General features: G+C 38.9%; 23 protein-coding genes. 19 read left to right on the top strand and 4 right to left on the bottom strand.

The annotated features are described in order from the left end of the window. Positions 1 to 63 precede the first annotated feature (63 nt). On the bottom strand, positions 64 to 333 hold the full coding sequence (locus ACE1B6_RS04765; protein ID WP_413256097.1) for a hypothetical protein: 270 nt from the start codon (positions 331 to 333) through the stop codon (positions 64 to 66). Between the two features lie 529 nt (positions 334 to 862). On the opposite strand from ACE1B6_RS04765, the gene ACE1B6_RS04760 reads away from it, so the two are divergent. From ACE1B6_RS04760 to ACE1B6_RS04725, 8 genes are all read left to right on the top strand, one after another. Further along, positions 863 to 1,333: a CYTH domain-containing protein gene (locus tag ACE1B6_RS04760; RefSeq protein ID WP_413256096.1), complete on the top strand. Its 471-nt coding sequence runs from the start codon at positions 863 to 865 to the stop codon at positions 1,331 to 1,333. A gap of 300 nt (positions 1,334 to 1,633) precedes the next feature. Further along, complete coding sequence (locus ACE1B6_RS04755; RefSeq protein WP_459562973.1) at positions 1,634 to 2,302, top strand: dienelactone hydrolase family protein; 669 nt, start codon at positions 1,634 to 1,636, stop codon at positions 2,300 to 2,302. A 17-nt stretch (positions 2,303 to 2,319) separates the two neighbouring features. Beyond that, positions 2,320 to 2,955, top strand: a complete 636-nt coding sequence (locus ACE1B6_RS04750) for a carboxylesterase family protein (protein WP_413256094.1) — start codon at positions 2,320 to 2,322, stop codon at positions 2,953 to 2,955. An 11-nt stretch (positions 2,956 to 2,966) separates the two neighbouring features. Continuing rightward, positions 2,967 to 3,851 carry a sterol desaturase family protein gene (locus ACE1B6_RS04745; RefSeq protein ID WP_413256093.1) on the top strand — a complete coding sequence of 295 codons (885 nt, stop codon included), beginning with the start codon at positions 2,967 to 2,969 and terminating at the stop codon, positions 3,849 to 3,851. A gap of 162 nt (positions 3,852 to 4,013) precedes the next feature. After that, the gene (locus ACE1B6_RS04740; protein ID WP_413256092.1) at positions 4,014 to 4,235 is read left to right on the top strand and encodes a hypothetical protein; all 222 of its coding nucleotides are present in this window, start codon (positions 4,014 to 4,016) and stop codon (positions 4,233 to 4,235) included. A gap of 2 nt (positions 4,236 to 4,237) precedes the next feature. Then, positions 4,238 to 4,651, top strand: a complete 414-nt coding sequence (locus ACE1B6_RS04735; protein WP_413256091.1) for a hypothetical protein — start codon at positions 4,238 to 4,240, stop codon at positions 4,649 to 4,651. A gap of 22 nt (positions 4,652 to 4,673) precedes the next feature. After that, a complete protein-coding gene (locus ACE1B6_RS04730) occupies positions 4,674 to 5,297 on the top strand; it encodes a DedA family protein (protein ID WP_413256090.1) in 624 nt (207 codons plus the stop codon). A 193-nt stretch (positions 5,298 to 5,490) separates the two neighbouring features. Next, a complete protein-coding gene (locus ACE1B6_RS04725) occupies positions 5,491 to 5,661 on the top strand; it encodes a hypothetical protein (protein ID WP_413256089.1) in 171 nt (56 codons plus the stop codon). A 1-nt stretch (position 5,662) separates the two neighbouring features. Here the strand turns inward: ACE1B6_RS04725 and ACE1B6_RS04720 are convergent, their stop codons facing one another. Together ACE1B6_RS04720 and ACE1B6_RS04715 are read right to left on the bottom strand one after the other, a co-directional pair. Beyond that, positions 5,663 to 6,079 carry a secondary thiamine-phosphate synthase enzyme YjbQ gene (locus ACE1B6_RS04720; protein WP_413256088.1) on the bottom strand — a complete coding sequence of 139 codons (417 nt, stop codon included), beginning with the start codon at positions 6,077 to 6,079 and terminating at the stop codon, positions 5,663 to 5,665. 133 nt (positions 6,080 to 6,212) lie between these two features. Then, on the bottom strand, positions 6,213 to 6,356 hold the full coding sequence (locus tag ACE1B6_RS04715; protein WP_413256087.1) for a hypothetical protein: 144 nt from the start codon (positions 6,354 to 6,356) through the stop codon (positions 6,213 to 6,215). Positions 6,357 to 6,551: 195 nt separating this feature from the next. Between ACE1B6_RS04715 and gltX the strand changes: the two genes are divergently transcribed. From gltX to ACE1B6_RS04690, 5 genes are all read left to right on the top strand, one after another. Continuing rightward, positions 6,552 to 8,060, top strand: coding sequence for a glutamate--tRNA ligase (gene gltX / locus ACE1B6_RS04710; RefSeq protein WP_413256086.1), 1,509 nt, complete (start codon positions 6,552 to 6,554; stop codon positions 8,058 to 8,060). Between the two features lie 113 nt (positions 8,061 to 8,173). Further along, positions 8,174 to 8,434: a hypothetical protein gene (locus ACE1B6_RS04705; RefSeq protein ID WP_413256085.1), complete on the top strand. Its 261-nt coding sequence runs from the start codon at positions 8,174 to 8,176 to the stop codon at positions 8,432 to 8,434. Further along, positions 8,431 to 8,715, top strand: coding sequence for a hypothetical protein (locus ACE1B6_RS04700; RefSeq protein ID WP_413256084.1), 285 nt, complete (start codon positions 8,431 to 8,433; stop codon positions 8,713 to 8,715). The genes ACE1B6_RS04705 and ACE1B6_RS04700 overlap by 4 nt, the downstream gene beginning before the upstream one ends. A gap of 41 nt (positions 8,716 to 8,756) precedes the next feature. Continuing rightward, positions 8,757 to 8,975, top strand: a complete 219-nt coding sequence (locus ACE1B6_RS04695; protein WP_413256083.1) for a hypothetical protein — start codon at positions 8,757 to 8,759, stop codon at positions 8,973 to 8,975. 2 nt (positions 8,976 to 8,977) lie between these two features. Then, on the top strand, positions 8,978 to 9,244 hold the full coding sequence (locus ACE1B6_RS04690; protein ID WP_413256082.1) for a Txe/YoeB family addiction module toxin: 267 nt from the start codon (positions 8,978 to 8,980) through the stop codon (positions 9,242 to 9,244). Between the two features lie 189 nt (positions 9,245 to 9,433). Here ACE1B6_RS04690 and ACE1B6_RS04685 read toward each other — a convergent pair whose 3' ends face one another. Beyond that, a complete protein-coding gene (locus tag ACE1B6_RS04685; protein ID WP_413256081.1) occupies positions 9,434 to 9,634 on the bottom strand; it encodes a hypothetical protein in 201 nt (66 codons plus the stop codon). 78 nt (positions 9,635 to 9,712) lie between these two features. Between ACE1B6_RS04685 and ACE1B6_RS04680 the strand changes: the two genes are divergently transcribed. From ACE1B6_RS04680 to ACE1B6_RS04655, 6 genes are all read left to right on the top strand, one after another. Further along, the gene (locus tag ACE1B6_RS04680; RefSeq protein WP_413256080.1) at positions 9,713 to 10,243 is read left to right on the top strand and encodes a hypothetical protein; all 531 of its coding nucleotides are present in this window, start codon (positions 9,713 to 9,715) and stop codon (positions 10,241 to 10,243) included. A gap of 60 nt (positions 10,244 to 10,303) precedes the next feature. Further along, a complete protein-coding gene (locus tag ACE1B6_RS04675; protein WP_413256079.1) occupies positions 10,304 to 10,666 on the top strand; it encodes a hypothetical protein in 363 nt (120 codons plus the stop codon). 43 nt (positions 10,667 to 10,709) lie between these two features. Further along, the gene (locus tag ACE1B6_RS04670) at positions 10,710 to 11,990 is read left to right on the top strand and encodes a glycosyltransferase (RefSeq protein WP_413256078.1); all 1,281 of its coding nucleotides are present in this window, start codon (positions 10,710 to 10,712) and stop codon (positions 11,988 to 11,990) included. 35 nt (positions 11,991 to 12,025) lie between these two features. Beyond that, positions 12,026 to 12,538, top strand: coding sequence for an ester cyclase (locus ACE1B6_RS04665; protein WP_413256077.1), 513 nt, complete (start codon positions 12,026 to 12,028; stop codon positions 12,536 to 12,538). Positions 12,539 to 12,547: 9 nt separating this feature from the next. Beyond that, the gene (locus ACE1B6_RS04660) at positions 12,548 to 13,354 is read left to right on the top strand and encodes a creatininase family protein (RefSeq protein ID WP_413256076.1); all 807 of its coding nucleotides are present in this window, start codon (positions 12,548 to 12,550) and stop codon (positions 13,352 to 13,354) included. Positions 13,355 to 13,425: 71 nt separating this feature from the next. After that, on the top strand, positions 13,426 to 13,860 hold the full coding sequence (locus ACE1B6_RS04655) for a DUF2358 domain-containing protein (protein ID WP_413256306.1): 435 nt from the start codon (positions 13,426 to 13,428) through the stop codon (positions 13,858 to 13,860). Positions 13,861 to 13,909 lie beyond the last annotated feature (49 nt).

Here is a 13,909-nt window from a genome sequence, read left to right as displayed (position 1 = left end):
TGCGATCGTCTTTGTTACTCGTTCTCAAACTTTCTTCCCATTGAATTGGGAATCTTGAATTCCTTACTCGCTAGCTGAATGACTCATTACCGGAAACAACGGCAACTTTTGTGCCAGGTTAGCTGCATGATTGTAGGTAACTCCAAACAAACACAATCCAGCTAATACTAAAATTAAAAACTTTGTCCCTTGGCGATCTTTGCGTACAACAACGCTGGGTACGTTTCCCGTTGTTTCCGGTATTTCGGGTAAATAATCTACTCCTTCGAGGATTTCTGGATCGACGTAGGGTTGTAAAGATTGTCGATAATGTCGAGAGATGTTAGCGCCCATAATCAGGTTAATAATGAAAGAATACTAACTCTATAACAATAGTCAAAATTTGGCTAATCCACATTCCCTCAAGAGGGTAATCTTTGGCAATTCTGCCCTTCTGCTTGAGACAGAGTTACAGAGGTTAAATTTGCCTATCTTTTTAGAGAGAATGCAATCTTTCTTTCCGCCAGAGCAGTAAGTTCTATACCCTTGTCAAGTTGGTTTCCTCTCTCATAGTCTTTACTAAAGATTAACAGGCAACTGGAGTCTACAATCAATCCCCCAGTACAAAAAGATACAAGTTATTTAAGTCAGTAGAAATATATAGTTATTTGCTTTGTTCTTATATGCTAGCATAATTTAGCAAAGCTACTAGGTTAAATCTACTGTAACGTCAGTTATTTAGTATACAGTATTGGCCTGATTTGTCAAACTTTTCTAACTTTCAGATGGATGACCTTTTAGCTAGAGGTTAATCTTTTCCTAAATAAACCGTTAGAATTAGGTGTAACTTACTACCATTAAGGTTTGTTTAAATATATTACTTATGGCTATTGAAATTGAGCGCAAGTTTCTGGTTAATGGAGATAAATGGCGATCGCTTGCTACAGGTACTATCTACTGCCAAGGATACATTTGCACGAAAAAAGAAGCTGTAGTTAGAGTACGTACTGTAGGTACTAAAGGTTATTTAACGATTAAGGGTTTAAGTGTTGGTAATTCTAGAGCAGAGTTTGAATACCCCATTCCCCTGAGTGATGCTCAAACCATGCTAGAAACAATGTGTGAGCCGCCATTGATTGAAAAAACTCGATACCTAATTAAACATGAAGAATTAATCTGGGAAGTAGACGAATTTTTTGGAGAAAATGCCGGATTAATTATTGCTGAAGTGGAATTGACAGCAGAAAATCAAGTGATACAATTGCCCGAATGGGTAGGAATGGAAGTCTCCCACGATCCCAGATACTTCAATGCCAATTTAATTAAATACCCCTTTAGTAAATGGACAAAATAGTTTTGAGTTTTAATTTGTCTTTCCTGTTCCCTTGCTGAATCCCTCTCATTAGATAGAAGAGTAAACAAATAGTAGCCTATAGGGTGGAGGTAACAGCAACCTAGCGGAAAAACTCTTCCTTTAGCTGTGATTGCTTGAAGGGAATTTTCCACTTTGGGAAACACAAGGCAGAAAAGGGAAGGTGAAATGATGAACGTTCCGCCCAATGGCAAACAGGCGAAGCGCCAGAAACTTTTCCTTCAGGGTTTTAATTTTTTACCACAGATATCCACAGATAAACACAGATGGACACAGATGGACATGAATAAAACACTGGAATACAACAATCAAGAAGTTTGGATTTCATCAGGTATCGTTAACTTAGAAGGTAGTTTAGCGCAACCGGAAAATGCCCGTGGCATCATTTTATTTGCTCATGGTAGCGGTAGCAGTCGCAATAGTCCCCGCAATCAATATGTGGCACAAGAGTTAAATAAAGCCGAATTTTCTACCCTGTTATTTGACTTATTAACACCTGACGAAGAAAGCACAGATCAAGAAAGTGAAGATCTCCGCTTTAACATTACTTTTTTAGCCGAAAGATTGGTTGATGCAACGCAATGGGTTGCCCAAAACTTGGATATACAAAATATCCAAATTGGCTATTTTGGGGCTAGTACTGGTGCAGCAGCAGCATTAGTGGCAGCGGCGCAATTTCCCGATGCTGTGGGCGCAGTAGTTTCGCGGGGTGGAAGACCTGATTTAGCTGGATCTTCGCTGTCAAATGTCCAAGCACCAACATTGTTAATAGTAGGTGAAAAAGACAGCCCTGTAATTGGGATGAACCAGGAAGCGTTAGCCCAATTATCGGGAGAGAAAAAGTTAGAAATTGTTCCCGGTGCTAGTCATCTTTTTGAAGAACCTGGAGCGTTAGAAGAGATAGCGAAAATGGCGCGACAGTGGTTTGAGCAATATTTAGTAAAAAGTTAAACTTTAGAGATGGTGTGATGCAACAAGAAGTCAGTGGAAATCGAACTTACAACTATTTACTGTTTCTGCCAAAAGGTTACGAAACAAAAGAAAAATGGCCGTTAATTCTATTTTTGCATGGTGCAGGAGAACGGGGGGATAACTTAAATTTCTTGAAAAGACATGGCGTTTCTAGGGTAGTAGAAGAACAGGCAGATTTTCCGTTTATTGTGGTTTCTCCCCAATGTACTCACCGACAATATTGGTCGGTACCATTATTACTTAGATTGCTGGATGAGGCGATCGCCAATTTCAAAGTTGACCCCGAAAGAATTTACTTAACTGGTTTAAGTATGGGCGGTTATGGTACTTGGCATTTAGCAGCTGCTCATCCGCATCTTTTTGCTGCTATTGCCCCCATTTGTGGTGGTGGAGATGTTGATGCAGCTTTTAATTTAAAAAATCTACCTGTCTGGGCATTTCATGGAGCAAAAGATCGGGTGGTTCCCATTAGTGAGTCGGAAGAAATGGTGAAGGCTGTGAAAAAAATTGGGGGAAATATTAAGTTTACTGTTTACCCGGAAACTGAGCATGATTCTTGGACAGAAACTTATAATAACCCCGAATTATACGAGTGGTTTTTAGCACATCAGCGGACTTCATTAGTGCATTAAAGGTTGAGGGAATGTTGGCTTATACTCCGGCGATCGTCTTAGGACTTTTTCTGCTGCTTTTACTATTAGAAAGGTGGTTTCCTTTACGAGAAAGAACAAATTCACTACTCGGAAGATTGACGATTAATTTCTGTGTGACTGCTTTGGCGTTTGTGGCAAATGCAGTCTTAGTGCAACCTGCGGCAAAGTTTATGTTGCATTGGACAAAAGCGCAATCTTTCGGGTTAGTACATTTAGGAGAATTGCCGAGTTTGGTAAAGTTTGCGATCGGTTTTTTACTACTAGATTTAAGCTTCTACTATTGGCATCGCGCCAACCATAAATTTCCCTTACTTTGGCGCTTCCATAATGCCCATCATATAGATCCAGACTTGGATGTTTCCACAGGGTTTCGCTTTCACTTTATCGAAATAGCCTTCTCAGCAATTTTCCGTATTGTTCAAGTTGGTTTAATTGGCGTTTCTTTCACAACATTTGCCATTTATGAATTAATTTTTCAGGCAAATACCTTATTTCACCATAGCAATGTGCAACTACCTCTACAATTAGAACGTTGGTTAAACATGATTTTAGTCACACCAAGAATGCACGGAATTCATCATTCTCAAGTACAAGAAGAAACCAATTCTAATTACTCAGTAGTGTTTCCTTGGTGGGATAGATTGCATCGAACATTAAGGTTAAATGTGCCTGTTTCAGAAGTTGCGATCGGAATTCCAGCCTACACCAAACCGGAAGATAATAATATACTAAAAATCCTCTCCATGCCCTTTCAAAAACAGCGAGATTACTGGTGCAAACCCGACGAAACACTTGTCAAAAGAAACCCTTCCGACTTAGGCGAAAATTTAACCCTTATGGTAGATACAGAAAACCTAACTTTAACCACAAATTAAGTTTTTCCAAATTGTAAACCCCTCCTTGTCTTCCCTCTGCGTCCTCTGCGCCTGGAGCCGTTTAAAAAATGACTATTTCCTACACCCTAAGATAGTTTAATCGCCTAAGTTTTATCCTTACCTTAAATATATATTCGGTTATTGTCATTAGAGGTAAAAAATATGCCGGGTGGTCATGCAAGTCATAAAGGCAAAAGTAATAAACCCAATACCAACGCAAATGATGTGTTTGTTTCTGCTGCTGACGATTCAGTAGATCCCAAAGAGATGTTACGGGAAAAAGCTACTAATAATGAAGTGCATAGAGCCGAACAATATGTAGATTTTCCTCCGGCTACTCAACGTCCTGGAGAAGAAGAAAAAGCTGCAAATACGGAGAAATAAAAATGGCACAACAACAAAAAGTCGGTACACCAAATGATGCCAAAGCAGATGAGTGGGATAAAGATTTACACCCGAATAGAGAAGCGGGTAAAAATCAAGGAATGACTGGAAAACACCCACCTGTAACATCAGCATTAAATGCCTTTGAAATTAAAGAATTGCATAGTCGAATGCAAGGTTTTTCCAGTGAAGAATTAAAAGAAATTATTGTGCTAGAATCTGGTACTCGTTTGCAACAAGGTGCAAAGTATATCGACCTCAACGATCCCGTATGGGAAGAGTTTACAGCTATGGCTAATATGCAGGCTGGAACTGATAATTATTACGTTCCCAAAACAGAGGTTGGTTATCAACTTTGGAATAAATTAATCGGTGTAGAAAACCCAGAACGTTTGGGCGAATCAAGCGAGTCATAACTAACTCTTCATCACTCAAATAATGCTCGACTGGATCACAAATACTATCAACTCTTTAGGTTATTGGGGAATTGTTTTCTTAATGTTTTTAGAGAACTTATTCCCACCAATACCTTCAGAAGTTATCATGCCCTTAGCAGGGTTTACGACTACCCAAGGAAGGCTCAGTATTACCTTTGTAATTGTGGCGGGAACTGTTGGTTCTGTGCTAGGGGCTTTATTGTGGTATTACATAGGTAAAAGCTTTGGTGAAAAGCGTTTAAAAAGATGGGCGGATAGACATGGTAAATGGTTAACTATCTCTAGTAAAGACATTGATAAATCAAAAAAATGGTTCAATAAATATGGTGGAATAGCTGTATTTATCGGGCGGCTTATACCAGGAGTTCGCACTTTTATTTCCGTGCCTGCTGGTTTAGATAAAATGCACCTTGTACCCTTTTTATTGTATTCAACTATTGGTAGTGTATTATGGGTGTCTTTGTTAACATTTGCCGGATATATTCTGGGAAGAAACTATCAGTTGGTCGAGAAATACTTAGGCCCCATTTCTAGCTTCATAGTCATTGCTTTAATTGTGGGGTTTGTCTTTTGGGTAATCAAGCGGAGAAGGAAAAGGAAAAAAGCCAAAGCAAAAAATGATTAATCATCAATAATATTGTCTATGAAACCAAACGACGAAAACGGTAAACTGCCGCCAGAATTACGTCCTTTAAGAGGGTTCTTTAGCAATCCCAGGATTAGGGCCGATATTTTTTGCAGGTTCTCAAGCGGCAATTGTTGGCACATTAGCTGGCAGTTTTTATGGCGCTGTTGGTGGTACAATTATTGGCGCAGTTTTGGGAAATGGTGTTTCCAATGAACAGGCAAATGTTTATAGCGATCGCCTTTCCCAAGGCAACTATTTATTTGTTGTAGATGGTGATTTGTCGGAGATCGATCGCGCCGAATCAATCCTCAAATCCCAAGGAATTGAAGATTGGGGTGTATTCAATACTCACGTAGATTAACTCACTCCCCATAAACAGTAACCATGACCTTTCTTTGACGTGCTTTGTTATCACAATCAAGGTGAAAAATTTGTTGCCAAGTTCCCAAAATTAATTTACCATTAGCGATCGGCACAGTCAAAGAAGGGCCAAGCCAAGTTGCTTGTAAATGAGAATGTCCATTACCATCATGCCACGTTTGTTCGTGAAAATAATCCCGACTGGGAGGAATCAATTTATTGAGAATTTCTGGTAAATCTCTTTGCAATCCCGGTTCAAATTCAATAGCCCCGATCGCCCCAGTACTACCAACATTAAATACATTTACCATGCCCTGTTGAATTCCCGAATTCTTCACAACCTGATTTACTTTTTCCGTCAAGTCGTGCATATCCCCATTTCCCTTAGTTGAAATATTGATTTGTTCTTGATGAACCATAAATTAACCTCTCTCACTTTTGTTTTATAATTACAATTAATACATATAAGATAGCACTCCTCAACAATTGAGAGTTAAAGATTTTTTGAACCGCGAAGACGCGAAGAACACGAAGAAAGAAGAGAAGAAGTTTTTACAATTGATTTAGAATTGCTAAAGATAAAAAATCAGAATAATCTCTCATAACATATTCGGATTGATTACCAATGTTATCTTCTTCGTCTTCTTCTTCGCGCTCTTCGCGTCTTCGCGGTTCAAAAAAAATATCGATCGCCACTCACCAAATACACATTTGCGGTTACAATTGAAAAGCGTTACCTCACCAGAGGAAGAGGCAAAAGAGTAAGAAAAGACTCAATTGCCCGATCGCAAATTTATCGATCGCCAATAACGCTATTAACAGGAAAAATAGGTCTGAAAATTGCAATTAAGACCTAAACATCTGCGATCATGCCATGTCGGAGAATCTATTGTGACAGTAAGAGTTAGAATCGCCCCAAGTCCCACAGGAAATTTACACATCGGTACGGCAAGAACAGCTGTATTTAACTGGTTGTTTGCCCGTCATCAAGGTGGAACATTTATTTTGCGAATTGAAGATACGGACGTAGAACGATCGCGCCCCGAATACACAGAAAATATCCTTGAAGGTCTAAAATGGCTAGGATTAAATTGGGATGAAGGGCCATTTTTTCAAACAAAAAGATTAGATTTGTATCGCCAAGCCATCCAAAAACTATTAGATAAAGGTTTGGCTTATCGGTGTTATTCCACTGAAGAAGAACTGGAAAAAATGCGGGCGGCGCAAGCAGCGAGAAAAGAAGCACCTCGCTATGATAACCGACATCGAAATTTAACACCGGAACAAGAAGCTGCTTTTAAAACTGAAGGAAGAAGACCAGTAATTCGTTTTAAAATTGAGGACGATCGCGAAATTTCTTGGAACGATATGGTGAGAGGAAGAATCACCTGGAAAGGCAGCGATTTAGGTGGTGATATGGTAATTGCCCGTCGTTCTGAAACCGAAGATTTCGGTCAACCTTTGTACAATTTGGCTGTAGTTATAGATGACATTGATATGCAAATTACTCATGTCATCCGGGGCGAAGATCACATTGCCAATACTGCAAAACAAATTCTTCTTTATGAAGCGTTAGGTGCAGCAATTCCCGAATTTTCCCACACTCCTTTAATTTTAAATAAGCAAGGACAAAAGCTTTCTAAACGCAAAGGTGTTACCTCAATTTTTGACTTTAAAAAATTAGGTTTTATGCCCGAAGCTTTAGCAAATTACATGACTTTGTTAGGTTGGTCGCCCCCAGATTCTACCAAAGAAATTTTTACTTTAGAACAAGCTGCAACTGAATTTACTTTCGATCGAGTTAACAAAGCGGGAGCCAAATTTGACTGGGATAAATTGAATTGGCTTAATAGTCAATATTTACATAAATTGCCAGTTAATGAATTAACAGATTTGCTAATTCCTTTCTGGCAAGAAGCGGGGTTTAAATTTGATTCAGAGAGCGATCGCCCTTGGCTAGAACAAATCACCGCTTTAATTGGCCCTAGTTTGATTCGTTTACCAGTTAGCGATCGAGCTTGGTTAACCGAAATGTTAACCAACATTCCTGACATTACTGCTGTCCCCGATCCAGTAGAAATGAGCCGCTATTTCTTCGTTACTCAAGTAGAATTCAGCGAAGAAGGCAAAGCCCAATTACAACAAGAAGGTGCAAAAACTGCCTTAGAAGCAATTAAAAATGCCCTGGATAATCAGGAATTAACCGCAGAATCAGCCCAAGGAATTATTAAACAGGTAACAAAAGAACAAAACCTAAAAAAAGGTGTAGTAATGCGGAGTTTAAGAGCCGCTTTAACTGGCGATGTTCATGGCCCTGATTTAACTGAATCTTGGGTACTTTTACATCAAAAGGAACTGGATAAAGCCCGCTTACAAGAAGCATTATCTCAGGCGAAATAAGTTCTGTTGTAGAGGCGTTTTATGAAACGTCTCTACCCAAAATTAAAATCTTTTCCTGTTTGGATAATAGAAGTTAAGTTAGAAAATTTGCTATTAACAGAGAGGATAAAACTATGAGTATTACATCTTTTCAAGAGATTATAGAATCAATCGAAAAACTTTCTATTGATGACCAAGAGTATTTATTTGAGCTAATCAAGAAACGAAGAATTGAAAAGAGACGTTTGGAGATTGCTGCAAATGCTAAAACGCTTCTAAACTCTCTAAAACAAGGAACAGCTAAAAAAGGAACTGTTGATGATTTGATTGCCGATTTATTGGATAATCATTTGGGAAGAACAAAGATTTTCTATAAAGGTCAAACACAGGTATGAATACTACAGACAATTCCCCAAGCTCTGATCAATCCTCGGCAGTAGAGATATCTGTCACAGAATTAGAATGCCAGCTTAATGAATTACTCAAGCAACTATCGCCACAGAAATTACAGGTACTTGCTGATTTTGCTGCTTATTTAGTTAATGTTGAAAGTGAAGCAGCAACTCAAGAACTTTTGGCAATTCCAGGGTTGTTAGAAAGAATTAAGCAAAATCAAGCTACTCCTAAAACCGATTACACAAACTGGAGAAACATTCAATCTGATGAAAGGTGCTAAGATAAAGCTATAATTATCAGAATCGAAAATAGGTAAAAACTATGTCAACAGTTTATCGGTTGAAAGCTAGCGAACTAGATAGTAATTTTTTAGAAGAAATTAAAGCGACTTTTGGAGATAAAGAGATTGAAATCATTGTTTCACAATTTGATGAAACTGAATACCTTTTAAAATCAACCGTCAACAAAAATCGACTTCTGAGAGCGATTGAAAATGTTAAAAAGCGGCAAAATTTAGTTGAAGTTAACTTACAGGATTAACAATGAGCAGAAGAATTGTTTTTGAATCTTCTGCATTTGAAGATTTTACTGAATGGTCAAAATTAGACAAAAAGATTCATCGCAAAATTGTTGAACTGATTAAAGATATAGACCGATCGCCATTTGAAGGATTGGGTAAACCTGAACCTCTGAAATATGAGTTAAGTGGTTTTTGGTCAAGGCGCATTGATAATGAACATCGTTTAGTTTACCAAGTTACAGATGAAGAAATTGTAATTGTAGCTTGTAAGTATCATTACAGTGAATAGAGAATGGGGTGTTTTTCCCCAGTCTAGGAGTGAACAGTAGATTTTGAGTTCTGTGAGGGTGCGGGGTTTGCCTTCTGTAGATTTGGGGCAGTAGTGTTTTTTGACGAGTTGTTTCTTAGATATCGGTGACGGGGCGATCCCGGTCATCGAATTTGCTACTGCTACTATCTCATGCCCCATCTTCATAAACTACTTTTGGAAAAGTTGAGAAACAGCAAGTAGTTTTGGTCCTTTAGCTTCTACAGTTGAAGAATCCTCCCTAATAAACGCTTTTTCGCCTACAAAGGAAATCTCTTTTTGAGGTGGGATATTAATTCTAATAACAGAATGTCCTTTATAAGTTATAGTATCAATTTTAATCAAAACTTGAGTCTTTAAAGGATTAGTCAATATAAATGTTGTTTCACAGGATGCCCACCAATCATGATAAAATAATCAACATTATTTACTCTCTCTGCACAAATCACTATGTACAAACCGATTTTGCAAGTTCTAAATAATTCTCGTTTCACTACTCTAAACTCAGTTTTAAGTTTATTCATACTGTTATCTTTTAACTTACTCTTAATTGGAAAAACTCAAGGGCAATTAACTCCTAATCCAAATATTCCTATTTTTCCAGGCATTACTATTAACCCGCAGTTTCGCCCAGATCCACAAATTGTGCGGGGGATTAGTGGGGGAATGGAATTTGCTAGGGAAATTGCTGGTCGAAGAGATACAGAAATTGGGCCTTGTACGGGGTTTGTCGATCGCAATCCTAACCACACATTACTAATAACTTCTCCTTTAAATTATTTGCGAGTTCAAGTAATTAGTCCCGCTGATACAACATTAGTAATTAGTGGCCCTGGTGGTACTTGGTGTAATGATGATTATCAAGGGAAAAATGCGGGTATTGCTGGTCAATGGTTGCCGGGAACTTATAGCATTTGGGTTGGTTCTTATCAGCAAAATAGATATGCACCTTACAAGATTTTATTCTCGGAAGTCAAGTAATTTTTTGCACCGCCGAAGTGTAGAGTTATAATTTAAGTCAAATAACTTTAAACTGGAAGCATGACTACAGTATCAATTCTGCCAATTTCTGATAGTAACGGCGAGAAATGTTATCGTGCTATTGCAGGAAATAAACATTCTGTTGGCAAAACTGCGGGGCAAGCTTTAGATGCGTTAACTGCTCAGTTGGGTGAGATGGAATTCAGTGCGCTACTCTTTATTCAAAGCTTTCATCCCGATCGGTTTTTTAGTGCCGAGCAACAAGAGCGGCTGTCGGAATTGATGAGCTTATGGCGGTTAGCACGGGAGCGGGGGCAGGAATTGCCAGCAGAACAACAAATAGAGCTTGAGAAGTTAGTTGAAGCTGAATTGAAAGCAGCAACAGCCCGTAGTGCGGCATTGATGCAACAAAAAAATTCATGAATCCTTTGTGTCAAACTAATGCTACCGACCTAGAGGTAAAAGAGTGAGTCGAATTGTTTTAACTACGATCGGTTCTTTTGGCGATCTGCATCCGAAAATTGCGATCGCACAAGAATTAAAAAAACGCGGTCACAATGTAGTGTTTGCCACTCACAAAGAATATCAAAGCAAAATAGAATCTTTGGGATTTGAATTTCATCGAATGCGCCCTGATAATACTGCTTTGAACGACTCTGAAGAAATGGCGCGAATGATGGATTTAAAAACAAGTACCGAATATATTATCCGCAATTGGGTTTGTGCAAATTTACGCGAAACCTACACAGATGTAATGAACTGTGCCAAAGATGCAGATTTTATTATTATCGGTGAAGGAGTTGTTGCGGCGCGATTTGTTGCGGAAAAGTTAGGGATTCGCTGGACAAATGCTGTCCTACAACCTGCCGCATTTCTATCTGTTTACGACCCATCAGTTATCCCTGTGTTTCCATTTTTATCTAAGTTTCGTGGGCTTGGTTCGATCGCCAACCAAGGCGTAATTCAATTATCAAAAATAATGACTAAATCTTGGGCAGAACCGATTCATCAATTACGACGAGAACTCGGCTTACCTCCCTTAGTTGGCAATCCCTTTATTGAAGATAAATATTCTCCTTTTCTTGTGCTGGCAATGTTCTCCTCAGCATTCGCCAAACCTCAACCGGATTGGGCAAAAAATACGGTGATTACAGGTTTTACTTTTTACGATGGTAGCGACGAAAAAGGGGAAATTACACCAGAACTTAAGCAATTTTTAGAAGTAGGAGAACCACCGATCGTTTTTACTCTAGGTTCAGCCGCAGTTATGACACCTGGAAACTTTTATCAGGAAAGTATTCAAGCTGCAAAATTGTTAAATCGTCGTGCAGTTTTGTTGATTGGTAAAAATGCACCTCCAGAGAATCTTTCGGAAAACACGATCGCGGTAGGTTATACTCCATATTCGCAAATTTTTCCGCGTGCTTGTGCGATCGTCCACCAAGGCGGCATCGGCACAACCGCCCAAGCTTTACGGGCGGGTCGTCCAACGCTTATAATGCCCTACAGCCACGATCAACCCGACAATGCCGCAAGAGTTGAACGTTTGGGAACTTCCAAAACTATTTCCCGCAAGCAGTATTCAGCGGCAAGAGTAGCCAAAAAGTTAGGTGAATTATTAGAAAATCCTAGTTATGCAGCGAAAGCAACAGAAATCGGGCAAATTATTCAAGCAGAAAATGGAGTTTGTGTGGCTTGTGATGCGATCGAAAAACAACTTCCAACAATCTCAAATTTCTCACAATAGGAAAGTGTACAATTTGGTTCAAAACGAAATTCCCTATGCCGACTGAACAAAACAAAGCCCTAGTTCTCCAGTTCTACAAAGCTTTTGACGATCGCAAAATCGAGCAAGCTTTAGAGCTTTTGGCTCCCGATTTTGTCGCTCATCTAGCAGGTATGCCAAAGCCACTAAATAGGGAAAGTTTCAAGCAATTTGGGATGTCGTTTTATTTAGCCTTTAGCCAAGGACAACACACTTTTGATCAAGTAATTATTTCCGGCGACAAAGTTGTGACGCATGGAACATTTACAGCAACGCACTTGGGAGAATTTCAAGGTATTCCACCAACAGGCAAGCAAATCAGCTTGTCAATCATGCACATTGATAAAGTTGAGAACGGGAAAATTGTTGAGCATTGGGGACAAGGCGATGCACTTGGATTGATGCAGCAGTTAGGAATCTTCTTCTTGCCGGGGCCAAAATTGTTGCCACACATTCTAAAAAGTGGTTTATCCAGACTGTTTAAAAGTACACTTGGCATAAGCAAAAAAAATGCTAACTTTATCTATTAATTTCGGACTATGCACAGTTTCATTCCCCCAAAACGCTTTTTTCCTTATCTAACTTGGAAAGATGTTCAAGAAATGCCCGATAAGGCAAATGTAGTGTTAATTTTGCCTGTGGGTGCGATCGAACAACATGGCCCTCACTTACCATTAATTGTCGATGCTGCGATCGGTGTCGCCGTATTAGGTAAAGCTTTAGAAAAATTAGACTCAGCAATTCCCGCTTTTGCTTTACCAACTCTTTACTACGGTAAATCAAACGAACATTGGCATTTTCCCGGTACAATTACTCTCAGTTACCAAACATTAATTACCACTATTTGCGAAATTGCAGACAGTATTTACCGTGCAGGATTTCGCAAGTTAGTATTAATGAATTCTCACGGTGGACAACCACAAATTATGGAAATAGCGGCGCGAGATTTACACTTAAAATATGATGATTTAATGGTTTTTCCTCTGTTTACTTGGCGAGTTCCCCACAATGTAAGCGAGTTATTAACTCCCAAAGAAAGAGAGTTCGGCATTCATGCAGGAGATGCGGAAACTAGTTTGTTGCTTTCCATTTTGCCAGAACAAGTAAAAATGGAAAATGCGATCGCAGAATACCCCCCAGAACTCCCAAAAGATAGCCTGTTAAGTATGGAAGGAAAGTTACCCTTCGCTTGGGTGACAAAAGACTTAAGTAAAAGTGGCGTTGTTGGCGATCCAACTACGGCGACTAGGGAAAAGGGCGATCGAATTTTAGAATCAGTTTCCGAAGGTTGGGTAAAAGTAATTAAAGATATCTACACCTTCCAACAACCCAAAGCTTCCCTATAAAATCATCTGAATTTCTCTTATTCTTTTCTTCGCGTCCTTCGCGTCTTTGCGGTTCAAAAAAATCTTAATAAATCGTGGAATACCAACAGCAAATTCAACAAGTAATCACCACACTCGAAAAAGACCTACCCACCCTTTTCGAGAGAGATATTTCTTATGAAATTTACACCAAAGATATCTACTTTCAAGACCCAGTTAACAAATTCAAAGGCAAATTAAACTATCGAATTATCTTTTGGACATTGCGATTTCACGGAAAGTTATTTTTCACCGAACTTTACTTCGATTTACATGACGTGAAACAAACCGCAGAAGATATTATTTTAGCAAATTGGACTGTTAGAGGAAAACTACGCCTTCCCTGGAAAGCTAACATATTTTTTAACGGTTACTCAACTTACAAATTAACCAAAGAAGGTTTAATTTACGAACATATCGACACCTGGGATCGTCAACCAAGCGAAATTTTAAAACAATTCTTACCCGAAAGAAACAACCCAAGTTAAAAGGTTAAAGGTTAAATTTCCCCTTGTTCTTGTGACACTTCATACGGAT

The sequence above is a fragment of the Floridaenema fluviatile BLCC-F154 genome, from assembly GCF_041929135.1.
Classification (GTDB): Bacteria; Cyanobacteriota; Cyanobacteriia; order Cyanobacteriales; family Aerosakkonemataceae; genus Floridanema; species Floridanema fluviatile.
Note: the sequence above shows the minus strand (reverse complement) of the source record. Positions and strands in the feature narration are given on the sequence as shown.